Origin of the sequence: Streptomyces sp. KR80 (assembly GCF_052245555.1) — a bacterium.
GTDB lineage: Bacteria > Actinomycetota > Actinomycetes > Streptomycetales > Streptomycetaceae > Streptomyces.
The window spans coordinates 80365-103245 of the sequence record NZ_JBQQCD010000004.1; the positions used below are offsets into that span (position 1 = coordinate 80365).

Sequence of the window (22881 nt, forward strand, 5' to 3'; positions counted from 1 at the left end):
GCGATGAGCAGACTGAGTGGCAGAGCAGGCACAGCAGGCACAACCGGCAGGATCCCCGGACCCAGGATCCCCGGCACAGGGAGGCCCGTTACATGGCACGGCGTTACGACTGCAGCGACGCGACCGACCGCACCACCGGCCTGCGCGAGGCCGCGGCGGCCGTCCGCCGCGGCGAGCTGGTCGTGCTCCCCACCGACACCGTCTACGGCATCGGTGCGGACGCGTTCAACTCCGAAGCCGTGGGAGACCTTCTGGAGGCCAAGGGCCGTGGGCGGAACATGCCCTCACCCGTCCTCGTCGGCTCCCCGAACACCCTGCACGGCCTGGTCACCGACTTCTCCGAGCAGGCCTGGGAGCTCGTCGACGCCTTCTGGCCGGGCGCCCTCACTCTCGTCGCCCGCCACCAGCCGTCCCTGCAGTGGGACCTGGGGGAGACCCGCGGCACCGTCGCCGTACGCATGCCCCTGCACCCGGTCGCCATCGAGCTGCTGAACGAGGTGGGTCCGATGGCCGTCTCCAGCGCCAACCTCACGGGACACCCGTCCCCACAGGACTGCGACGCCGCCCAGGAGATGCTCGGCGACGCCGTCTCCGTCTACCTCGACGGCGGCCCGACGCCGGCCGCCGTGCCCTCCTCGATCGTGGACGTCACCGGCAAGGTCCCCGTGCTGCTGCGTGCGGGCGCGCTCACAGCCGAGCAGCTACGGGAGGTCGTACCCGGCCTCGAGGAGGCCAGTTGACCGCCCCTGAGGGGCGTGGCATAGCGGGGAAGATCGACGACACCTTCCGCATCCTCCACGTCAGCACCGGCAACGTCTGCCGCTCGCCGATCACCGAGCGGCTGACCCGCCATGCCCTGGCGGACCGGCTCGGCGATCCCATGACGGGGGGTCTGATCGTGGAGAGCGCGGGCACCTGGGGCCACGAAGGCGCCCCGATGGAGGCACACGCCGCGACCGTGCTGACCGACTTCGGCGCGGACCCCGCCGGATTCCTCGGTCGCGAGCTGCTCGACGAGCACGTCATCCGGGCCGACCTGGTGCTCACGGCGACTCGCGACCACCGGGCCCAGGTGATCTCCATGGGCCACTCCGCGGGGCTGCGCACGTTCACGCTGAAGGAGTTCACCCGGCTCGTACGGGCCATCGACGTCGCGACGCTGCCCGACCCGGAGCCCGGCGGCGTCGTGGTGGACCGGGCCCGAGCCCTGGTCCGGGCTGCGGCGGCGCTCCGGGGCTGGCTGCTGGCGCCCAGCCCGGAGGCGGACGAGATCTACGACCCTTACGGTGCGCCGATCACCTTCTTCCGCAGCATCGGCGAGGAGATCCACCAGGCGCTCGACCCGGTGGTCACGGCGCTGACCGGAGTCCCGGCGCGCACGTAGGGCCTCTCCGGTCGCTCATCAATGACCCCCTTCGCCGGCACCGCACTTCCCGGGGAGTCCCCTGCACCTCAGCCCGGCCGCGCGGTGGCGGGGCGTATCCGGGGGCATCCGCTCCGTCGCACGCATTCCCGCAGCTCGGCCACCCGGAGGCGTCGACGGCTCCCCGCGGACCACAGACCCGAGCACGCACCGCGCCGTCCCGCATTCCTGGGCCTACATTGGGGATGACGCCCGCGCGCCCTCATCAGCAGTGCACCTTCCCACGGTCCGGAGCCAGCCATGCCGGTCACCACCTCAGCCAACCAGGGGACGCACCTCAGCGCCCGAACCGAAGTCCGTGGAGAAGGTGAGGCGCACCCCGGCCCCGCCACCCGGTGGGGCCCGGACTACGACGCCCTGCGCCGCCAGGACCCCGAACTCGCCGGGCTGCTGCTCGCCGAGCTGGACCGCCAATCCACCGGACTCCAGCTGATCGCGGCGGAGAACTTCACCTCTCCCGCGGTCCTCGCGGCGCTCGGCTCCCCGTTCGCGAACAAGTACGCCGAGGGCTACCCGGGCGCCCGCCACCACGGCGGCTGCGAGCTGGTCGACCTTGCCGAGCGGCTCGCCGCCGAGCGGGCCACGGTGCTCTTCGGCGCCCAGCACGCCAACGTCCAGCCGCACTCCGGCTCCTCCGCCGTGCTCGCGGCGTACGCGGCCCTGCTGCGGCCCGGCGACACCGTGCTGGCCATGGCCCTGCCCCAGGGCGGCCACCTGACCCACGGCTCCCCGGCCAACTTCTCCGGCCGCTGGTTCGACTTCGTCGGCTACGGCGTTCACCCGAAGACCGGCCTGATCGACTACGACAAGGTCAGCGACCTCGCCCGCAAGCACCACCCCAAGGCCATCGTCTGCGGCTCGATCTCCTACCCCCGCCACCCCGACTACGCCGCCTTCCGGGAGATCGCGGACGATGTCGGCGCGTTCCTCATCGCCGATGCCGCGCACCCGCTGGGCCTGGTCGCCGGAGGCGCGGCGCCCAACCCGGTGCCGTACGCCGATGTGGTGTGCGGGACCACACACAAGGTGCTGCGGGGCCCGCGGGGCGGGCTGATCCTGTGCGGAGCGGACCTCGCGGAGCGGATCGACCGGGCGGTCTTCCCCTTCACCCAGGGCGGGGCTCAGATGCACACGATCGCGGCCAAGGCCGTCGCCTTCGGCGAGGCCGCCACCCCCGCCTTCGCGGCGTACGCCCAGCAGGTGGTGGCCAATGCGCAGACGCTGGCCGCTGGGCTGGCCGACGAGGGGCTGACCGTGACCACGGGCGGCACCGACACCCACATGATCACCGCCGATGTCGCCCCGCTGGAGCTCGACGGGCGGACCGCCCGGGCCCGCTGCGCCGCGGCCCGGGTGGTCCTGGACACCTGCTGCCTGCCGTACGGCGCGGCACCGCCCGCCCCGACCACCGGCATCCGGCTGGGCAGCGCGGCGGTCACCACGCAGGGCATGGGCGAGGCGGAGATGGGGCGGATCGCCAAGCTCGTCGGGGCGGCGCTGCGGGAGGACACGAAGGTGCGCACAGAGGCGACGGAGCTCACCAGAGCCTTCCCGCCCTACCCGGCCGCGCAACCGGGGGCGGAGCCCGGGTAACGGGGGCCTGTGCAACCATCTGGGGAGCGCGCACGTCCTGCACGGTGTACGCGCCTCTCCGCAGACCCGAATAAGGTGTGGGGCGGAGATGGCCAGCGATACCCCTGGGGCAGCCCGTGCGTGAATACCTGCTGACGCTGTGCGTCACGGCCGCAGTCACCTATCTGCTGACCGGCCCGGTGCGGAAGTTCGCCATCGCAGCCGGGGCGATGCCGGAGATCCGGGCGCGTGACGTGCACCGCGAGCCGACGCCCCGGCTCGGCGGGATCGCCATGTTCGGGGGCCTGTGCGCGGGTCTGCTGGTCGCCGCCCATCTCTCCAACGTCGGAAAAGTCTTCGAGCTGTCGAACGAGCCACGGGCCCTGCTCTCCGGCGCCGCGCTGATCTGGCTGCTGGGCGTGCTGGACGACAAGTGGGGCGTGGACGCGCTGATCAAGCTGGGCGGGCAGATGATCGCCGCCGGCGTGATGGTGATGCAGGGGCTCACGATCCTGTGGATCCCGGTGCCGGGCGTCGGGTCGGTCGCCCTGACCTCGATGCAGGGCACGCTGCTCACGGTCGCACTCGTGGTCATCACCATCAACGCCGTGAACTTCGTGGACGGCCTGGACGGTCTGGCGTCCGGCATGGTCTGCATCGCGGCGGCGGCGTTCTTCATGTACGCGTACCGGATGTGGTTCGGCTACGGCCTGGAGGCGGCGGCGCCTGCGACGCTCTTCGCGGTGATCCTCATGGGCATGTGCCTGGGCTTCCTGCCGCACAACATGCACCCGGCGCGGATCTTCATGGGCGACTCCGGCTCGATGCTCATCGGGCTCGTCCTGGCGGCGGGGGCGATCTCCATCACGGGCCAGGTGGACCCGGACGCCCTGAAGCTCTTCACGGGTTCGGAGCGGGCGGCGGTGCACACGACGGTGCCGGTCTACATTCCGCTGTTGCTGCCGCTCACCGTGCTGATGGTCCCGGTCGCGGACCTCGTCCTGGCCATCGTGCGCCGCACCTGGAAGGGCCAGTCGCCGTTCGTCGCCGACCGCGGTCATCTGCACCACCGCCTGCTGGAGATCGGCCACTCGCACAGCCGCGCAGTCTTGATCATGTACTTCTGGTCGGCCCTGATCGCCTTCGGCGCGGTCGCGTACTCGGTCAACTCGGCCAGCATGTGGATCGTGCTGGCGATCGTCGCCCTGAGCGCGGTGGGCCTGGTGCTGCTGCTGATGCCCCGCTTCACCCCGCGGGCCCCGCGCTGGGCGGAGTCCTTCCTCCCGCCCCGCTACCGGCGGAGCGATCGCTTGAGGGAGGCAGCCGCAGAGCTGTCCGTGGTGCCTGAGTTGGCCAGGGGGACGGCGGAGCACGAGGGCCGTACCCGCGTTCCGGTCGGCGCGACGGCGATCGGTGGGCGGTCTCGCGACTGGTAGGGCGTGTGACAAATCTCCCATATGGGGCAAGTGACTTCGTCGTCAGCTCATTGGTGCGGGACCTAGCTCGTATGTGTGACGGGCAGCACACCAAGTAGGTAAAGACCTCATCAAATAGATTGTGATACCGTTCACGAGACCCGGCGGCGAGGCCGAAGAACCTTAGTGCGATGGATCTTTGGCGCGAGGTACGACCTCTGCCGGGACCTACGCTCGTCCATGACGACACTCGCCCCGACCCCCGAGCGGAGTTGCCGCCATGCAGTCACCTGACGCCCGAATGCTGCTCCAAACCGCCGTTCCCACGGCTGCTGTCGGCGTGATCGCCGTCGTTGTCGGCGCCGTGCTCGCCGGTGGCAAGGGGGCGATCGGCGCGGCCGCCGGGACGGCGGTGGTGATGCTGTTCATGGGGATCGGGCTCGTCGTTCTGCAGCGGACCGCGCGGTCCTTGCCCCATCTCTTCCAGGCGATGGGCCTGATGCTCTACACGGCTCAGCTGCTGCTGCTCTTCATGTTCATGGCCGCGTTCAAGGACACGACGCTGTTCCACCCCAAGGTTTTCGGTGGCGCGCTCGTCGCTGCGACGCTGGTCTGGGTCGCCACCCAGGCCCGTGCGCACATGAAGGCCAAGATCCTCTACGTCGAGCCGGAGTCTTCAGCTCAGGGCAAGAAGCCCGAAGCCGCAGGGTCGGCGACGTGACAGGTAGGGCCGGTATAAGCATGCGATCGCGGTCCTGCTATGGTCCGATGCCAACTGCGGCATCGCAGGCGCAGGCGGCTGAGTTTCCAGGGTTCTCGGGACGGAACCGGCAGTCCATGCAGTTGATGCCTGCGTTGGGCTCGATCAGCCGCCCCCACATTCGTAAGACCAGTCCAGTGCCGACCCGCGGCTTCGTGCCGCGCCGACACATCGAGGTTGCCGTACCTATGCGCCACGCTGAAGGAGCTCGCGGTGAGTGCTGACCAGATGACGCTCGCCTTCGAGACCGATTGCCACATCTTCTCGGGATGCGGCTTCGATGCCCCTGGCCTGCACTCCTTTGTCTTCAAGGAGATGTTCGAGGTCGGCGGCATCGAGTTCAACAAGCCGATGCTGCTGGCGCTCCTCGGCTCGATTGCCATCGTGGGCTTCTTCTGGGCCGCCTTCAATAAGCCGACCGTGGTGCCTGGCAAGCTGCAGATGGTCGCAGAGGCCGGCTATGACTTCGTGCGCCGTGGCATCGTCTACGAGACGTTGGGCAAGCGTCAGGGCGAGAAGTACGTCCCGCTCATGGTCTCGCTGTTCTTCTTCGTCTGGATGATGAACCTCTGGGCGATCATCCCGATTGCACAGTTCCCGGTGACGTCGATCATCGCCTTCCCGGTGGGCCTCGCACTGATCGTCTACGTGTTGTGGGTCTCGCTCACCTTCAAGAAGCACGGCTTCGTCGGCGGCGTGAAGAACATCACCGGCTACGACAAATCGCTCGGCGCCGTCCTCCCCATGGTCGTCGTGCTCGAGTTCTTCTCGAACATGATCGTGCGACCGTTCACTCACGGCGTCCGGCTCTTCGCCAACATGTTCGCGGGTCACACCCTGCTGCTGCTGTTCACCATCGCGAGCTGGTACCTGCTGAACGGAATCGGCATCGCGTACGCGGGCGTCTCGTTCGTGATGGTCGTCGTGATGACCATCTTCGAGCTCTTCATCCAGGCGATCCAGGCGTACGTCTTCGTCCTCCTGGCCACCTCCTATGTTCAGGGCGCCCTCGCCGAGCACCACTGAGCACACCCGCACCCTCAGTCCTGTAGGCGTCCGGTGGCCAACCCCCACCGGTCCATGAAGAAGAAGGAAGAAACGGCATGTCCGCTGTGCAGAACCTCGCCGCCCTCGAAGGTGACATCAAGGCCCTGGGCTCCATCGGCTACGGTCTCGCTGCCATCGGCCCCGGTGTCGGTATCGGCATCATCTTCGGCAACGGCACCCAGGCGCTTGCCCGCCAGCCCGAGGCCGCCGGTCTGATCCGTACCAACCAGATCCTCGGTTTCGCCTTCTGTGAGGCGCTTGCCCTCATCGGCCTCGTCATGCCGTTCGTCTACGGCAGCTGACACCAGACAGCGTCGACCAGCCCTATCCGACGAAAGGCAATGATGTGAACGCCCTGGAACTCCTGGCGCAGGGGGAGGAGCAGAACCCTCTCATCCCGCCGATCCCAGAGCTCGTCATCGGCCTGATCGCGTTCGCCATCGTCTTCGGCTTCCTCGCCAAGAAGCTCCTCCCGAACATCAACAAGGTTCTGGAGCAGCGCCGCGAGGCCATCGAGGGCGGGATCGAGAAGGCCGAGGCGGCCCAGTCCGAGGCCCAGGACGTGCTCGAGCAGTACAAGGCTCAGCTCGCCGAGGCCCGGCACGAGGCCGCCCGCCTGCGCCAGGAGGCGCAGGAGCAGGGTGCCGCGCTCATCGCCGAGATGCGCGCGGAAGGCCAGCGGCAGCGTGAGGAGATCATCGCCGCCGGCCACACCCAGATCGAGGCCGACCGCAAGCAGGCCGCGGCCGCGCTGCGCCAGGACGTGGGCACGCTCGCCACCGGTCTGGCCGGCAAGATCGTCGGCGAGTCCCTCGAGGACGTCGCCCGGCAGAGCCGCGTCATCGACCGCTTCCTCGACGAGCTCGAGGAGAAGGCCGAGGCAGCCCGATGAATGGAGCGAGCCGCGAGGCACTGGCCTCCGCGCGCGAGCGTCTCGACGCGCTGACGGACAACACGTCCGTCGACGCGGCGCAGCTCGCCGAGGAGCTGGCCGCCGTCACGGGGCTGCTCGACCGCGAGGTGTCGCTGCGTCGGGTCTTCACCGACCCGGCGCAGGCCGGTGAGGCCAAGGCCGAACTGGTCGCGCGCGTGCTGGGCGGTCAGGTCGGCGGCGAGACCGTCGATCTGCTCTCCGGCATGGTCCGCTCCCGCTGGTCGCGCTCGCGCGACCTGGTGGACGCGATCGAGGAGCTGGCGAACATCGCCGACCTCGTCGCGGCGCAGCGGGCCGACGCGCTCGACGGCGTCGAGGACGAGCTGTTCCGGTTCGCCCGGATCGTGGCCTCGTCCACCGAGCTGCGGGCGGCGCTGACCGACCGTACGGCCACCGTCTCCGCCAAGGCGGAGCTGCTGCGCAGCCTGCTGGGCGGCAGGGCCCACCCGGTCACCGAGCGACTCGTGGTGCGTCTTGTGACACAGCCGCGTGGTCGTAGCCTTGAGGGAGGGCTCGACGCCCTCTCCAAGCTGGCCGCGGCGCGCCGTGACCGGATGGTCGCGGTCGTTACCTCGGCGGTGCCGCTCAGTGACCAGCAGAAGCAGCGTCTCGGCGCTGTGCTGGCGAAGCTGTACGGCCGGCAGATGCACCTGAACCTCGACGTGGACCCCGAGGTCCTCGGCGGGATCTCGGTGCGGGTCGGCGAAGAGGTCATCAACGGGACCATCGTGGACCGCCTCGAAGAGGTGGGTCGGCGGATGGCCGGCTGACCAGCCACCAACTCAACACGATTCACAGCGGCCCGAGTTGGGCCGTGCAGAGTCCTCTGGGGGTCGCCCCCAGACCCCCTAAAGACTTCGGGCCCAACAAGGAGAGCAGGGAACCCAGATGGCGGAGCTCACGATCCGGCCGGAGGAGATCCGGGACGCGCTGGAGAACTTTGTCCAGGCGTACAAGCCGGACGCGGCCTCGCGCGAGGAGGTCGGTACGGTCAGCGTTGCCGGCGACGGCATCGCGAAGGTCGAGGGACTTCCCTCGGTCATGGCGAACGAGCTGCTGAAGTTCGAGGACGGCACCCTCGGCCTCGCCCTCAACCTCGAGGAGCGCGAGATCGGTGCGATCGTCCTCGGTGAGTTCAGCGGCATCGAGGAGGGCCAGCCGGTCTCTCGCACCGGAGAGGTCCTGTCCGTCGCCGTCGGCGAGGGCTACCTGGGTCGCGTCGTCGACCCGCTCGGCAACCCGATCGACGGCCTCGGCGAGATCGAGACCGAAGACCGTCGCGCCCTCGAGCTGCAGGCACCGGGCGTCATGGCCCGTAAGTCGGTGCACGAGCCGATGGAGACGGGCCTCAAGGCCGTCGACGCGATGACCCCGATCGGCCGCGGTCAGCGCCAGCTGATCATCGGTGACCGCCAGACCGGGAAGACCGCCCTGGCCGTCGACACGATCATCAACCAGCGCGACAACTGGCGTTCCGGCGACCCGAACAAGCAGGTCCGCTGCATCTACGTCGCCATCGGCCAGAAGGGCTCCACCATCGCGTCCGTGCGCGGCGCGCTGGAGGAGGCCGGCGCCCTGGAGTACACGACGATCGTCGCGGCTCCGGCGTCCGACCCGGCCGGCTTCAAGTACCTCGCCCCGTACACCGGCTCGGCCATCGGCCAGCACTGGATGTACCAGGGCAAGCACGTCCTGATCGTCTTCGATGACCTGTCGAAGCAGGCCGACGCCTACCGCGCCGTGTCCCTGCTGCTGCGCCGCCCGCCGGGCCGCGAGGCCTACCCGGGTGACGTCTTCTACCTGCACTCCCGCCTCCTGGAGCGCTGCGCCAAGCTCTCCGACGACATGGGCAAGGGCTCGATGACGGGTCTGCCGATCGTCGAGACCAAGGCGAACGACGTCTCGGCGTTCATCCCGACCAACGTCATTTCCATCACCGACGGCCAGTGCTTCCTGGAGTCCGACCTGTTCAACGCGGGCCAGCGCCCGGCGCTGAACGTCGGTATCTCGGTCTCCCGTGTCGGTGGCTCCGCCCAGCACAAGGCCATCAGGCAGGTCTCCGGCCGGCTTCGCGTGGACCTCGCCCAGTACCGCGAGCTCGAGGCGTTCGCCGCCTTCGGCTCCGACCTGGACGCGGCGTCCAAGGCGTCGCTGGAGCGCGGCAAGCGCATGGTCGAGCTGCTGAAGCAGGGCCAGTACGCCCCGTACCCCACCGAGGACCAGGTCGTCTCCATCTGGGCCGGCACCACCGGCAAGATGGACGATGTGCCCGTCGAGGACATCCGCCGCTTCGAGCGGGAGCTCCTCGACTACCTGCACCGGGAGCACAAGGGCCTGCTGACGTCGATCCGCGAGGGCGGCAAGATGTCCGACGACACCCTGCAGGCCGTCGCGGACGCCATCACCTCCTTCAAGCAGCAGTTCGAGACCTCGGACGGCAAGCTGCTGGGTGAGGGCTGAGCATGGGCGCCCAGCTTCGGGTATACAAGCGCCGCATCAAGTCCGTCACGGCCACCAAGAAGATCACCAAGGCGATGGAGATGATCGCCGCCTCGCGCATCGTCAAGGCGCAGCGCCAGGTGGCGGCCTCCACGCCGTACGCGAGTGAGCTCACCCGCGCGGTGACGGCCGTGGCGACCGGCTCCAACACTCAGCATCCGCTGACCACCGAGGCCGAGCAGCCCGTGCGTGCCGCGGTGCTGCTCGTCACGAGCGACCGCGGTCTCGCCGGCGGCTACTCCTCCAACGCCATCAAGGCTGCCGAGAAGCTCACGGAGCGTCTCAAGGCCGAGGGCAAGGAGGTCGTCCCGTACATCGTCGGCCGCAAGGGCGTCGCCTACTACAGCTTCCGCCACCGCACGATCAAGGACTCCTGGACGGGGTTCACGGACAAGCCGTCGTACGCTGATGCCAAGGCGGTCGCCGCTCCTCTGGTCGAGGCTGTCCTCACCGACACGGCCGAGGGCGGGGTCGACGAGCTGCACATCGTCTTCACCGAGTTCGTGTCGATGCTGACGCAGGCCCCGGTCGAGAACCGGCTGCTGCCCCTCAGCCTCGAGGCGACGGAGGAGACGGAGAAGAAGGGCGAGGTCCTTCCGCTCTACGACTTCGAGCCGTCGGCGGAGGACGTCCTGGACGCCCTGCTGCCGCGGTACGTCGAGAGCCGTATCTACAACGCTCTGCTGCAGTCGGCCGCCTCGGAGCACGCGGCCCGCCGCCGTGCGATGAAGTCGGCGACCGACAACGCCGAAGAGCTCATCAAGTCGCTCACGCGGCTTGCCAACCAGGCCCGCCAGGCCGAAATCACCCAGGAAATCAGCGAGATCGTCGGTGGCTCCAGTGCCCTGGCCGACGCGACCGCGGGGAGTGACTGACATATGACAACCACTGTTGAGACGGCCACGGCGACGGGCCGCGTCGCGCGGGTCATCGGCCCGGTCGTCGACGTGGAGTTCCCCGTCGACGCGATGCCGGAGATCTACAACGCCCTGACTGTTGAGGTTGAGGACCCGGCCGAGGCCGGCGCGAAGAAGACGCTGACCCTCGAGGTCGCCCAGCACCTGGGTGAGGGTCTGGTCCGTGCCATCTCCATGAAGCCCACCGACGGTCTGGTCCGCCAGGCCGCGGTGACCAACACCGGCGCCGGCATCACTGTGCCGGTCGGCGATTTCACCAAGGGCAAGGTGTTCAACACCCTCGGTGAGGTGCTGAACCTCCCCGAGGAGAGCGGCAAGGAGGCCGAGCGCTGGGCGATCCACCGCAAGGCCCCCGCCTTCGACCAGCTCGAGTCCAAGACCGAGATGTTCGAGACCGGCCTCAAGGTCGTCGACCTGCTGACCCCGTACGTCAAGGGCGGCAAGATCGGTCTGTTCGGTGGTGCGGGCGTTGGCAAGACCGTCCTCATCCAGGAAATGATCATGCGTGTGGCCAAGCTGCACGAGGGCGTTTCCGTGTTCGCCGGTGTCGGCGAGCGCACCCGTGAGGGCAACGACCTGATCCATGAGATGGAAGAGTCCGGCGTTCTGGACAAGACCGCGCTGGTCTTCGGCCAGATGGACGAGCCCCCGGGCACCCGTCTCCGGGTGGCCCTGGCCGGTCTGACCATGGCGGAGTACTTCCGCGATGTGCAGAAGCAGGACGTGCTGTTCTTCATCGACAACATCTTCCGCTTCACCCAGGCCGGTTCCGAGGTGTCCACCCTGCTCGGCCGTATGCCGTCCGCGGTGGGTTACCAGCCGAACCTCGCGGACGAGATGGGTCAGCTCCAGGAGCGCATCACCTCGACCCGTGGTCACTCGATCACCTCGATGCAGGCGATCTACGTCCCCGCGGACGACCTGACCGACCCGGCGCCGGCGACGACCTTCGCGCACCTCGACGCGACGACCGTGCTGTCGCGTCCGATCTCGGAGAAGGGCATCTACCCGGCGGTGGACCCGCTGGACTCGACGTCCCGCATCCTGGACCCGCGCTACATCACGCAGGAGCACTACGAGTGCGCCTCGCGCGTCAAGGGGATCCTGCAGAAGTACAAGGACCTCCAGGACATCATCGCGATCCTCGGCATCGACGAGCTCGGCGAGGAGGACAAGCTGGTCGTCCACCGCGCCCGCCGTATCGAGCGCTTCCTGTCGCAGAACACCCACGCGGCGAAGCAGTTCACCGGTGTGGACGGTTCGGATGTGTCGCTCGACGAGTCGATCACCGCGTTCAACGCGATCGCGGACGGCGAGTACGACCACTTCCCCGAGCAGGCCTTCTTCATGTGCGGTGGTCTCGACGACCTCAAGAAGAACGCCAAGGAGCTGGGTGTCTCCTGAGCATCTGCTCTCCGGTCAGGGGCGGGCTCGCCCGCCCCTGACCGTCACGCCCGTTATTCTTGACACCCCAGTCTTTGTCTGGACACCTGCCACGGCAGGTGGATACCCGAGGAGCCACGTTGGCTGCTGAGCTGCACGTCGAGCTGGTCGCCGCGGACCGCAATGTCTGGTCCGGTGAGGCCACCCTGGTCGTCGCGCGCACCACATCGGGTGACATCGGCGTCATGTCCGGCCACCAGCCGCTGCTCGGTGTGCTGGAGCCCGGCCCGGTCACCATCCGTACGAGCGACGGTGGCACCGTCGTGGCCGCGGTGCACGGTGGATTCATCTCGTTCTCCGAGAACAAGCTGTCGCTGCTCGCCGAGATCGCGGAGCTGGCGGACGAGATCGATGTGGCCCGTGTGGAGCGGGCCCTGGAGCGGGCGAAGGCCGAGGCAGACGCCGCCGCCGAGCGGCGTGCGGAGGTCCGGCTCGCCGCGACGGCGGCGGGGAACCGCTGAGCCGCCCGGCCACATGCCACGCTCCCCCGGACTCCGTCCGGGGGTGCTCCCACAGCCGCGGACGCCGCTGGGTCTCCCCAGGGTGGTCCGCGGCTGAGGCGAATCACGAGGTCATACTGGTCCGGTACTCGAGGCGAGGAGGTCGGTGAAGATGTTCCTCGCCCTGGTCGTGATCGGCGTGGTCGTCGCCCTGGTGCTGCTGGGGCTGTTCGTCTTCGGCCTGCGCCGCAGGCTGATCCAGCGCTCCGGCGGTACGTTCGACTGCAGTCTGCGCTGGAACGTGCCCGTGCGGGGGGATACGGACGCCGGACCGGCGGCCGGCGACGTCGAGCCCAGCGGCAAGGGCTGGGTGTACGGCGTGGCGCGCTACAGCGGGGACCGGATCGAGTGGTTCCGGGTGTTCTCGTACGCCCCGCGCCCGCGTCGCGTGCTGGAGCGCTCCGCGATCGAGGTGCTCTCACGCCGGGCACCGCAGGGCGAGGAGGAGCTCGCACTGCTCTCCGAGGCCATCATTCTGGGCTGTCTGCACCGGGGCACGCGCGCCGAACTCGCGATGAGCGAGGATGCGCTCACGGGCTTTCTCGCCTGGCTCGAGGCCGCCCCGCCCGGCCAACGAGTCAATGTTGCTTAAAAGGGGCTCCTCGTTGGGTGGGGGCCCCTCCCAGCGGTAGCTGGGGGAGAGTGAATGTGGCTTAAAAGGGCGAGAGGTCCCACAGGTTTACGTGGAGAGACCGGGGAGGCGGGGGCGACACCGCCTCCCCGGCCCGTTCCGGGGCTACTTCAGACCGCTGTCGATCGCGGTCATCAGCTCGCCGTTGGTGGTGTCACCGCTGAATTCCCAGAAGAACGCGCCCTTGAGGCCCTGGTTCTTCACATAGGTCATCTTCCCGGTGATCGTGGACGGGGTGTCGTAGCTCCACCATTCGGAGCCGCAGTGGGCGTACGCCGTGCCCGCGACAGTCCCGTTGGCCGGGCACTTGCCCTTGAGCACCTTGTAGTCCTCGATGCCCGCCTCGTACTTGCCGGGCGCCGCCCCCGTCGCCGTGCCGCCGGGCTCCTTCTGCGTGACACCGGTCCAGCCGCGTCCGTAGAACCCGATCCCCAGATTCAGCTTGCTCGTGGGGACGCCCTTGGACTTGAGCTTCTGGATGGCGGCGTCGGAGTTGAAGCCCTGCTGGGGGATTCCGCTGTAGGAGGTGAGCGGTGAGTGCGGGGCGGTCGGACCCTGCGCCGCCCAGGCGCCGAAGAAGTCGTACGTCATCACGTTGTACCAGTCGGCGTACTGCGCGGCGCCTCCGTAGTCGGCCGCGTCGATCTTGCCGCCGTTGGAGCCGTCGGCGGTGATGGCCGCGGTGACGAGGTTGTTGTTGCCGAACCGGGCGCGCATCGCCTGCATCATGTTCTTGAAGGCGGCCGGTCCGCTCGAGTCACAGGTCAGGCCGCAGGCGTTGGGGTACTCCCAGTCCAGGTCGATGCCGTCGAAGACATCGGCCCAGCGCGGGTCCTCCACCAGCTGATAGCAGGACTCGGCGAAGGCGCTCGGGTTCTGCACGGCCTCGGGGAAGCCCTTGGACCAGGTCCAGCCACCGAAGGACCACAGCACCTTGATGTGCGGGTACATCTTCTTCAGCTTGCGCAGCTGGTTGAAGTTGCCGCGGATCGGCTGGTCCCAGGTGTCGGCGACGCCGTCCACGCTCTGCTCGGCGGTGTATGACTTCTCGTAGTCGGGGTAGGCCTCGCCGATCGTGCACTTTCCGCCCTGGACGTTGCCGAAGGCGTAGTTGATGTGGGTGATCTTGGAGGCGGAGCCGCTGGTCACCAGGTTCTTGACGTGGTAGTTGCGGTCGTAGACGCCCCACTCGGTGAAGTAGCCGAGCTTGACGAGCGCACCGGGATCGGTGGGGCCCGGGTCTCCCGGGTCGCCTGGGTCGCCCGGGTCACCGGGGTCTCCCGGGTCGGACGAGCCGTCACAGGAAGCACCGTTGATCTTGCAGCCGGAGGGGCTGCCGCCGCCGGTGCCGTTGAAGCCGAAGGTGACGCTGGCGCCGGGCGCGAGGCTGCCGTTCCAGCTCTTGTTCTTGGCCGTCCAGTGGTCTCCGGAGTTGGTCACGTCCGCGTCCCAGGCGCTGGTGACCTTGGTGCCGGAGGGGAAGTCCCACTCCACGGTCCAGCTGCTGATGGCCGTGGTGCCGGTGTTCTTCACCGTCCACTTGCCCTCGAAGCCGGTGCCCCAGTCTTGGACTTTGGTGTAGGTGGCGGTGGTCGTGGCCGCCTGGGCGGGAGTCGCCAGGCCGACGAGTGCGGTGAGGGGCAGAAGGAGGGCGGTGAGGGCCGCGATTGCTCTGGATCTGATCCGTCGTACGGGTCTTATGCGTCGTGCGGTTCCTGTGCTCAAGGGTGCTCCTCGAGTGGGTCCGGACTGAGGGGGTGTGACCTTCGAGAACCTTGTGCCGCCCGGTGAGCCCAGGTCACACCTCGCTCACCACAGTGAGGGGGAGCGTAAGAAGGTCTGGACCAATCGTCAAGAGGTCTGGACCAAAGGCGCAAGACGCCTGCGCGCCACCGGTCGCTGACACGGGATGGCCCGCTATGCCCCGTACTTTCCCGAGATCATCCCCATCGCGCCGTGAACCGCATAGTTCAGCGGTTCTCGCCCGGAACCCACAGGATGTCGCCGCGGTCCTTGTTGGCCGTTCGCGCCAGGATGAACAGCAGGTCGGACAGGCGGTTGAGATAGGTCGCCGTGAGCGAATTCATGATGTCGGCGTGCTTCTCCAGCGCCGCCCAGGTGGACCGCTCGGCGCGGCGGACCACCGTGCACGCCTGGTGCAGCAGCGCCGCGCCCGGCGTACCGCCGGGCAGGATGAAGCTGCGCAGCTTCTCCAGGTCCTGGAGGAAGCGGTCACAGTCCGCCTCCAGCTTGTCGATGTAGCTCTGCTCGACCCGCAGCGGCGGATACTCCGGCTCCTCCACCACCGGAGTGGCGAGGTCGGCACCCACGTCGAACAGGTCGTTCTGCACCCGGACCAGAACCTTGACGATCTCCGCGGGCAGCTGCCCGAGCGCGATGGCCACGCCGATCGCCGCATTCGCCTCGTTCGCGTCGGCGTACGCCCCGATCCGCGAGTCGGTTTTCACGGTGCGGCTCATGTCGCCGAGGGCGGTCGTGCCGTCGTCCCCGGTCCGGGTGTAGATACGCGTCAGGTTGACCATAGGTCGAGCCTATCCACGCCCCGGCCCTCAGGAGGGGCCACGTGCCGACGCTCACGGAGCCGCCGTCCCGACACGGTGGCCCGGCACGGTGGCCCGTGCCCGGCTGCGCGAGATGCCGGGGATGGGGCGGACGAGGCCTGGCGAATCGTGCGGGACGATCTCCGCCGGGTCGAGGAACCGTCGGGGAATCGCCGCGTGAAAAGGTGCTCAACTACGCAGTTCGGAACGCGCTTGAGCGCCGCTCGTGTGATGTCCGTCATTCGAGACGTGACGCGCATCTCTTCCCCGCCACCCCGGCCCTCACGAGCGCTAAGGTCCGCCGGAGAGCCGAACTGCGGACAGTGCATGAAGGGGACAGACGTGGCCAGGAAGCTCGCCGTCATCGGGGCCGGACTCATGGGGTCCGGTATCGCTCAGGTCTCCGCCCAGGCGGGCTGGGACGTGGTCCTGCGCGATGTCACCGATCAGGCGCTGACCCGCGGCACCGACGGCATCAAGGCGTCGTACGAGAAGTTCGTGGCCAAGGGCAAGCTGGAGGCCTCCGACGCCGAGGCCGCGCTGGCCCGTATCACCCCCACCACCGATCTCGACGCCGCCGCCGACGCGGATGTCGTCGTCGAGGCCGTCTTCGAGAAGATCGAGGTCAAGCAGGAGATCTTCCGGACCCTCGACGGCCTGGTGAAGCAGGACACCGTCCTGGCCTCCAACACCTCCGCCATCCCGATCACCAAGATCGCGGCGGCGACGACCCGGCCCGAGAAGGTCGTCGGCACGCATTTCTTCTCGCCGGTCCCGATGATGCAGCTGTGTGAGCTCGTACGGGGCCACAAGACCAGCGACGAAACCCTTGCGACCGCCCGCGAGTTCGCCGAGAGCGTCGGCAAGACCTGCATCGTCGTCAATCGCGACGTGGCGGGGTTCGTCACCACTCGCCTCATCTCGGCCCTGGTCGTCGAGGCGGCCAAGCTGCACGAGTCCGGCGTGGCCTCCGCCGAGGACATCGACATCGCCTGCAAGCTGGGGTTCGGCCACGCCATGGGCCCGCTCGCCACGGCCGACCTCACCGGCATCGACATTCTGCTGCACGCCACCAGCAACATCTACACGGAGACACAGGACGAGAAATTCGCGCCGCCGGAGGGCATGCGCCGGATGGTTGACGCGGGTGACATCGGCCGGAAGAGCGGGCAGGGCTTTTACAAGTACTGAGGTTGCGTCAACCGAGCCATCACCCCTCCGGGTGAATTCGGTATCGGTTCGCTTACAGGCGGCAACTTTGTGCTGTGAGAGGCAGTCAGTTCTGTAGACGTAGACCACATACGCACCATTCGGGGAGCGGATATGCATATCAGGGGCGACCACGCCGAGCTGGTCGTCGGGGGCCGCCTCGACGTCCGGAGTGCGGCGGACGCCCGTACGGTCCTGCACACCGCGGTCGACTCCGGGCGGGGCGACCTCGTGCTGGACCTCACCGGACTCGACTCCTGGGATGCCACCGGCCTCGGCGTGATCATGGGAGCGCACCGCCGGGCCGGGCGGGCCAACCGTCGGCTCGTGCTGCGCGGCGTACCGCCCCAGATGCAGCGCCTGCTGGTGGCCACTCGGCTGCACCGCATCCTGGCCATCGAAGGCGGTCTCGAAGCCGATTCGCTGCCGCGGGTCTGACAGGGCCTCGGTGACCTCCCCCAGATTCCGTCCGGGGGTACCCGCAACCGGCGTCCGGCGGGCGCGGCAGGTCCGGGCCACGGCGCGGGACGTGGCGCCCATTCCGGACACCGTCCATCATCTCCACGAAGCTGTGACGTTCCCGACGTCCCGGCGTCCCTCCTGTTCCTGAATACTGTGCGAGGTCTAGGGTTCGGTTGCCCGTCGCATATCCACCGAAAGCCCGTGACGGGCGACCGGACCGGAAGCTCGGCGAGCACGGACAGGCCGGGAGGGCACAGGCACGCAACCCGGATCTGGGGGGCATTCACCATGGACCCGAACAACCGGGGACCGGAAGAGCACGGCCGTGACGACGACGGCCTCGACGCGCAGGGCGACTCCGGCGGAACACCGCGCCGCCCGCCCCGCGATGCCCTGACGGCCGCCTTCGCGACGGCCGAACGCGACGGAGACAAGGGCTCCGGACCCGCGAAGACCGTCCAGCTGGTGGCAGCCGAGTACCTGCTGACGGTCAACCCCGTCGACGGCAGCGAGATCGAGCCGTGTCCGCCCGGAGAGCACCCCGGCCGCCCCGAGCGCCGGAACCCCGAGGAGCGGGACGCGCTGCGCCGTGCCTCGCGGCCCCCCGTACCCGCCGGTCCCCCTGTGCCCGAGCTCCCGCTGCTGGAGCGCGAGGAGGAGCGGGAACGGCTCGTACGCCTGCTCTCCCGTGGGCGGTCCGTCCGCCTCACCGGCCCGTCCGGCTCCGGTCGTACGACCCTGCTGGACGCCGTCGCCGCGGACTGTGCCGGCCTCGCCCCGGACGGTCTGGTCCGGCTCTCCGGCCACCACCGCACCCCGACCGACCTGTTGCACGAGCTCTTCACGACGGTCCATCGGGCGCCGCTGCACCGGCCCGCCCGTGCGGAGCTCCTGGCGGCGGTCGGCGGGATCGGGGCGGTCGTGGTGCTCGACGACGTCGAGTTCGGCGGGAGCGCGCTCGACGAGCTGCTCGACGCCACGCCCGAGTGCGCCTTCCTGATCTCGGCCACGCCCGATGTCCCGTCTCCCTCCGCCACATCGCACCTCGAGGAGGTCTTCCTCGCCGGGCTCTCCCGCACCGGCTGCGTGGAGCTCCTGGCGAAGGCCGCGGGTCGGCCGCTCGACGAGGACGAGACGGCGTGGGCGGCGGATCTCTGGTTCGAGTCCGAGGGGTTGCCCCTGCGCTTCATCCAGGCCGGGGCGCTGCTCCGGCAGCGGGATGCGCTGCGCGCCGAGTTCGACGCCTCGGACGAGCACGGCGCCTTCGAGGACCGGCCGCGCGACCCGTCCTTCGACGAGGACCGGCAGGACTTCCGATTGCCGTCGCTCGCCGAGGCGGCCGCGCCCGTCGCCCTGATCGCCTCCCGGCTGAGCGAGGCGGCCCGCGAGAGCCTGCGGTTCGCTGTCGCCTTCGGCGGAGAGTGCCCGCACCAGTCGCATCTGCCCGCGCTGGTCGGGGACACCCACGCCGACGCCGCAGTCGGTGAGCTGCTCGCCTGCGGACTGATCACTCGCGTCGCGGCGCACTACCGGCTGGCGGCCGGAGCCGCGGCCCAGTTGGTGACCGCCGGGTACGCGGACGACGCGGCCGCCCGGGCCCATACCGCGGCCCAGCACTACGCCTGGTGGATCGGGCACTCGTCCGTCACCCCGGAGCGGGCGGCTGCCGAGTCGGACGCGATCCTCGCCGCGCTGGGCTCCCTGGTGGGACATGCGGAAGGCGGTCGTGCGAGTACGGCCGTTCTGCTGGCCCGTACGGCGGCGCCCGTGTTCGCCGCGGCCCTGACCTGGAGCGTGTGGGAGCGGACACTGCGGCACGGCCAGGAGGCGGCGCGAGTCGCCGGCGAGGTCGCCCAGGAGGCCTATTTCCACCACGAGTTGGGCGTTCTGGCGCTGTGCACCGGCCATCTGGACCGGGCGCGTGCCGAACTGGAGGCCTCCATCGGGCTGCGCGGGGCGCTCTCCGACCGCCGTGGCACGGTCGCGGGTCGCCGGGCGCTGGCACTGGTCGAGGACAAGGCCGGTGGCTTCGTGCCCGGCGTCGGGCGGGCGGCGGCGGGCGAAGAGGTCCCGGACGCACAGGGTGACGCTTCCGTCTCGCCGCCCGGCGGGGTCACAGCCGTGCTCCCCCAGAGCCTCCGGCGCGGGGGCACGGGTGGGGACGAGGCCGCCACCGTGGTCACGATCCCCGACAGCCTTCAGCGGGGGTGGCACGGCCAGGACGGGCCCGGGCGCGGCGGGGGCTCCGGGAAGCTCGCCGGGATGCGCCGTACGGTCGTCGGCGGAGCCCGGCGCAACATGGTCGCGGCGGGAGCGGGCGCGCTCCTGGTGGCCGTTCTGGGCGCCGTGGTGACCCTCGGCGCCTCGTCGGACGGCGAGGACCGGCCGGCGGACCGCGTGCAGTCCGAGCAGTCCGACAACGAGGACGACGGCAGCAACGGGCTCATCGCCGACGAGCCGACGCAGAGCGCGACGCAGCGGTCCCAGAAGCCGAGCGTGAGCCGGGCTCCCGGGACCCCGGGCCTGCCGCAGCCCGGGGACAGCGACACGGGGAAGCCATCGCCCACCGGCAAGCCGAGCTCGTCGAAGCCGGGGACGCCGGACGAGACGTCGAAGCCGCCGTCCTCCTCCAAGCCGCCGTCTACCACGAAGCCACCGAGCAGTTCGCCCAGCAGCTCGCCGCCGCCGTCGTCGAGTCCGACGGGCATCCCCACGCCGACGTCGGATCCCGGCGGGGACACGTCCACCACCGCCAGTGGTCCCGCGCCCAGCAGTCCCGCGGGCAGTGATCCGGCCGTCAGCAGCGCGCCGGGGTCGTACAGCGCGCCGGCGTCGTACAGCACTCCGGGGTCGTACGGCGCGACCGATGCGGGTGTGGCGCCGGCCCCGGTCGCCTGATCGGGGGCCGGTACGGCCGCCTCGGTGGCGTCGGGGCCGGTGAGTCGGTGCCGGAGGACCGGGTGGTCAGAAGAGCCGGAGCTTGTCGTCCTCGATGCCGCGCAGCCCGTCGTAGTCGAGGACGACACAGCCGATGCCGCGATCGGTCGCCAGCACGCGCGCCTGCGGCTTGATCTCCTGTGCCGCGAAGATCCCTTGCACCGGGGCCAGGTGCGGGTCGCGGTTGAGGAGTTCGAGATAGCGGGTGAGCTGCTCCACCCCGTCGATCTCGCCGCGCCGCTTGATCTCCACGGCGACGACTCCGCCGTCCGCATTGCGGCAGAGGATGTCCACCGGCCCGATGGCGGTGGGGTATTCACGCCGAATCAGTGAATAGCCTTGGCCGAGGGTCTCGATCCTGTCGGCGAGCAGTTGCTGGAGGTGCGCCTCGACCCCGTCCTTGATCAGGCCGGGGTCCACCCCGAGCTCGTGCGAGGAGTCGTGCAGCACCTCCTCCATGGTGATGATGAGCTTCTCGCCCGCCTTGTTCTCCACGGTCCACACCTCGCCGTCGCCCTCCTTGAGGGTGCACGGCGGGGACATCCAGTTGAGGGGTTTGTAGGCCCGGTCGTCTGCGTGGATCGAGACGCTGCCGTCGGCCTTCACCAGGATGAGACGGGGTGCCGACGGAAGGTGGGCCGTGAGCCGGCCCGCGTAGTCCACGGAGCAGTGGGCGATGACGAGACGCATGGTCGGTCACGCTACTGGACCGGCCGTGGTCCACGCGATTCCCACCCTCCCCTGGCCATCGGCATGGGCGACCCCACCGCCACCACCCTCGACCGAGGCCTGCGGGCCGCCCCCTTTAATCCCTATGATCCCGTTCGGCCGTGGCCGGTTGTGTGCCCATTCGCCTGGTGCGACCGCCTTGCCCGCCCTACCGTTGAAGCGGGAAGTTGTCGTACGAGCACGCTGCGTCGCGACGGCTTCCCTTACCTGCCCGCAAGACCCCGTTCCCCGGGGTCGCGAGAGGAGAATCCATGTCGCTCGACGTCTCACCGGCCCTGCTTGAACAGGCCGAGCGAGGCGAGGTCGACGAAGCCGAATTCGTCGACTGCGTCCGGACCTCCCTGCCTTACGCATGGGAGATGATCAGCTCTCTGGTGGCACAGCTCAAGGTGGATGGCGGCGAGTTCGCCGACAACCAGGTGCCGCCGCCGGACGAGCAGGCGCGCGGCCAGCTGCTTCGAGCGCTGGCGAGTGACGCGATACGTGGTGCACTGCAACGGCACTTCGGCGTGCGGCTGGCGTTCCAGAACTGCCACCGGGTGGCGGTCTTCCCGCTCGACCCGTCGGCCGATGAGCGACTGGCTCGGTTCACATCCATACGCGGCCAGCTGCTCAACCAGTCGCCAGTACTCCGGGACTGCTGAGCCTCTCTGCTGCCGCTCCGCATATGGGGGGAGGTGTATCGGTGCAGGAGCGGCAGCCTCCGGGGGGCTAGATGAGGAGCGGCAGCACCTCGCTGCCCAGGCGTCGTACGTTCTCCTCCGTGGCCGCCAGATCGCCCGTGCCCTCGACCAGCAAGGCGAAACGGTTCACGCCCGTGCGCTCGGCCGTCGCCGCAAGACGGTCGGCGCACAGGCTCGGCGTCCCCACCGGATGCAGCGCGCACAATAACTCGGTGTACGTGTGCGGGTCGCGCATCCGCCGTGCTCGGCCGTCGACCGTGACATGCGCTTCCAGGCCCTGGCGGAGCCACCCCGGCATCGCCTTGGCCAGGGCCTCAATCGCGTCCTGCCGCGCATCGGCGATCTGCACCACACCGGCCGAGACGTGTTCGGCGTCGGCGACCTCCTGAGGACAACGGCCCACCTCCAGAGCGGAGGTGCGCCAGAGGGCGACCATCTCCGCCTTCTCCTCGTCGTCGCAGTGCATGCCCAGCAGCATGGGCAACCCGCGCTCGGCGGCGAGCCGGACGCTCCCGGGGGAGGTGCACGCGACCAGCACCGGCGGTCCCTCGGGGGCGTCCAACAGCTCGTCCGTGCGCGGTACGACGGGGACTTCACGGAAGGCGAAGCGCTCGCCGTCGGCGCCGACGCGGGGCTCGCTCAGCCAGCGCAGCAGTAGGTCGAGGGATTCGGGGAAGCCCGACTCGTACGCCTCCAGCCCGGCGCCGAAGACCTCGAGGTCCACCCAGGGGCCGCCGCGGCCGACGCCGAGGGTGAACCGGCCGCCGGACGTCAGGTGCAGCAGCGCGGCCTGCTCCCCAAGCGCCACGGGATGAACGGTCGGCAGCACGCTGACGGCCGTGCCGACCCCGATCCGGCGGGTGCGGCCGAGCAGGAACGCGGCAAGCGTCACCGCGGAGGGACAGACCCCGTACGGTACGAAGTGGTGCTCGGCGAGCCAGACCGAGTCGAGCCCCGCCTCTTCCACGGCCTGGGCCGATCGCACCGCGCGGTGCAGCGCCTCCCCCTGTCCCTGGCCCGGGAATTGGGCGGCCAGTACAAAAGCTCCTAAGCGCATCGCCTTCTGCCTCCTCGCGGCCGACGCGGCATACCCCCCTTGGTGGCAATAACGTCTGACACGTGCCAAGGGCACGGCCTCGCAAGAAGTTTGACGGATTAT

The 22881-nt window shown here is 69.4% G+C and carries 22 protein-coding genes; 18 read left to right on the forward strand and 4 right to left on the reverse strand.

Features of this window, described 5'->3' with window-relative positions; genetic code table 11:
* Positions 1–92: 92 nt before the first annotated feature.
* From ACTWQI_RS07935 to ACTWQI_RS08000, 14 genes are all read left to right on the forward strand, one after another.
* Positions 93–740 carry an L-threonylcarbamoyladenylate synthase gene (locus ACTWQI_RS07935; protein ID WP_443268805.1) on the forward strand — a complete coding sequence of 216 codons (648 nt, stop codon included), beginning with the start codon at positions 93–95 and terminating at the stop codon, positions 738–740.
* Positions 737–1384, forward strand: coding sequence for an arsenate reductase/protein-tyrosine-phosphatase family protein (locus ACTWQI_RS07940; RefSeq protein ID WP_443268807.1), 648 nt, complete (start codon positions 737–739; stop codon positions 1382–1384). Before ACTWQI_RS07935 ends, ACTWQI_RS07940 begins: the two co-directional genes overlap by 4 nt.
* A gap of 279 nt (positions 1385–1663) precedes the next feature.
* On the forward strand, positions 1664–3016 hold the full coding sequence (gene glyA / locus ACTWQI_RS07945) for a serine hydroxymethyltransferase (RefSeq protein WP_443268809.1): 1353 nt from the start codon (positions 1664–1666) through the stop codon (positions 3014–3016).
* A gap of 116 nt (positions 3017–3132) precedes the next feature.
* Positions 3133–4431 carry an MraY family glycosyltransferase gene (locus ACTWQI_RS07950; RefSeq protein WP_443268811.1) on the forward strand — a complete coding sequence of 433 codons (1299 nt, stop codon included), beginning with the start codon at positions 3133–3135 and terminating at the stop codon, positions 4429–4431.
* Positions 4432–4690: 259 nt separating this feature from the next.
* Entirely contained in the window at positions 4691–5131 is a 441-nt protein-coding gene (locus tag ACTWQI_RS07955) for a hypothetical protein (protein WP_443268813.1), read from the forward strand.
* A 252-nt stretch (positions 5132–5383) separates the two neighbouring features.
* A complete protein-coding gene (atpB, locus tag ACTWQI_RS07960; RefSeq protein WP_443268815.1) occupies positions 5384–6196 on the forward strand; it encodes a F0F1 ATP synthase subunit A in 813 nt (270 codons plus the stop codon).
* 77 nt (positions 6197–6273) lie between these two features.
* A complete protein-coding gene (gene atpE, locus ACTWQI_RS07965; RefSeq protein WP_443268816.1) occupies positions 6274–6519 on the forward strand; it encodes an ATP synthase F0 subunit C in 246 nt (81 codons plus the stop codon).
* A 44-nt stretch (positions 6520–6563) separates the two neighbouring features.
* Complete coding sequence (locus ACTWQI_RS07970; RefSeq protein WP_443268817.1) at positions 6564–7109, forward strand: F0F1 ATP synthase subunit B; 546 nt, start codon at positions 6564–6566, stop codon at positions 7107–7109.
* Complete coding sequence (locus ACTWQI_RS07975) at positions 7106–7921, forward strand: F0F1 ATP synthase subunit delta (RefSeq protein WP_443268819.1); 816 nt, start codon at positions 7106–7108, stop codon at positions 7919–7921. Before ACTWQI_RS07970 ends, ACTWQI_RS07975 begins: the two co-directional genes overlap by 4 nt.
* Positions 7922–8039: 118 nt before the next feature.
* Entirely contained in the window at positions 8040–9611 is a 1572-nt protein-coding gene (gene atpA, locus ACTWQI_RS07980) for a F0F1 ATP synthase subunit alpha (RefSeq protein ID WP_443268821.1), read from the forward strand.
* A 2-nt stretch (positions 9612–9613) separates the two neighbouring features.
* Positions 9614–10525: a F0F1 ATP synthase subunit gamma gene (locus ACTWQI_RS07985; protein ID WP_443268823.1), complete on the forward strand. Its 912-nt coding sequence runs from the start codon at positions 9614–9616 to the stop codon at positions 10523–10525.
* A 3-nt stretch (positions 10526–10528) separates the two neighbouring features.
* Complete coding sequence (atpD, locus tag ACTWQI_RS07990; protein WP_443268825.1) at positions 10529–11971, forward strand: F0F1 ATP synthase subunit beta; 1443 nt, start codon at positions 10529–10531, stop codon at positions 11969–11971.
* Between the two features lie 119 nt (positions 11972–12090).
* A complete protein-coding gene (locus ACTWQI_RS07995; protein ID WP_443268827.1) occupies positions 12091–12471 on the forward strand; it encodes a F0F1 ATP synthase subunit epsilon in 381 nt (126 codons plus the stop codon).
* Positions 12472–12622: 151 nt separating this feature from the next.
* The gene (locus ACTWQI_RS08000) at positions 12623–13102 is read left to right on the forward strand and encodes a DUF2550 domain-containing protein (protein WP_443269334.1); all 480 of its coding nucleotides are present in this window, start codon (positions 12623–12625) and stop codon (positions 13100–13102) included.
* A 144-nt stretch (positions 13103–13246) separates the two neighbouring features.
* On the opposite strand, the gene ACTWQI_RS08005 is transcribed toward ACTWQI_RS08000, so the two are convergent.
* Both ACTWQI_RS08005 and ACTWQI_RS08010 read right to left on the reverse strand, forming a co-directional pair.
* Positions 13247–14866 carry a glycosyl hydrolase family 18 protein gene (locus tag ACTWQI_RS08005; protein WP_443268829.1) on the reverse strand — a complete coding sequence of 540 codons (1620 nt, stop codon included), beginning with the start codon at positions 14864–14866 and terminating at the stop codon, positions 13247–13249.
* 245 nt (positions 14867–15111) lie between these two features.
* A complete protein-coding gene (locus ACTWQI_RS08010) occupies positions 15112–15684 on the reverse strand; it encodes a cob(I)yrinic acid a,c-diamide adenosyltransferase (protein ID WP_443268831.1) in 573 nt (190 codons plus the stop codon).
* Positions 15685–16044: 360 nt separating this feature from the next.
* Here ACTWQI_RS08010 and ACTWQI_RS08015 point away from each other — a divergent pair, with 360 nt between their 5' ends.
* From ACTWQI_RS08015 to ACTWQI_RS08025, 3 genes are all read left to right on the forward strand, one after another.
* The gene (locus ACTWQI_RS08015; RefSeq protein ID WP_443268832.1) at positions 16045–16893 is read left to right on the forward strand and encodes a 3-hydroxyacyl-CoA dehydrogenase family protein; all 849 of its coding nucleotides are present in this window, start codon (positions 16045–16047) and stop codon (positions 16891–16893) included.
* Positions 16894–17025: 132 nt separating this feature from the next.
* Positions 17026–17349, forward strand: coding sequence for an STAS domain-containing protein (locus ACTWQI_RS08020; protein WP_443268834.1), 324 nt, complete (start codon positions 17026–17028; stop codon positions 17347–17349).
* A 312-nt stretch (positions 17350–17661) separates the two neighbouring features.
* The gene (locus tag ACTWQI_RS08025; RefSeq protein ID WP_443268836.1) at positions 17662–20271 is read left to right on the forward strand and encodes an ATP-binding protein; all 2610 of its coding nucleotides are present in this window, start codon (positions 17662–17664) and stop codon (positions 20269–20271) included.
* Between the two features lie 66 nt (positions 20272–20337).
* On the opposite strand, the gene nucS is transcribed toward ACTWQI_RS08025, so the two are convergent.
* Positions 20338–21000, reverse strand: coding sequence for an endonuclease NucS (gene nucS, locus ACTWQI_RS08030; protein WP_443268838.1), 663 nt, complete (start codon positions 20998–21000; stop codon positions 20338–20340).
* A gap of 290 nt (positions 21001–21290) precedes the next feature.
* Here nucS and ACTWQI_RS08035 point away from each other — a divergent pair, with 290 nt between their 5' ends.
* Complete coding sequence (locus ACTWQI_RS08035; protein ID WP_443268839.1) at positions 21291–21683, forward strand: SCO5389 family protein; 393 nt, start codon at positions 21291–21293, stop codon at positions 21681–21683.
* Between the two features lie 67 nt (positions 21684–21750).
* On the opposite strand, the gene ACTWQI_RS08040 is transcribed toward ACTWQI_RS08035, so the two are convergent.
* A complete protein-coding gene (locus tag ACTWQI_RS08040; RefSeq protein WP_443268841.1) occupies positions 21751–22779 on the reverse strand; it encodes an LLM class flavin-dependent oxidoreductase in 1029 nt (342 codons plus the stop codon).
* Positions 22780–22881 lie beyond the last annotated feature (102 nt).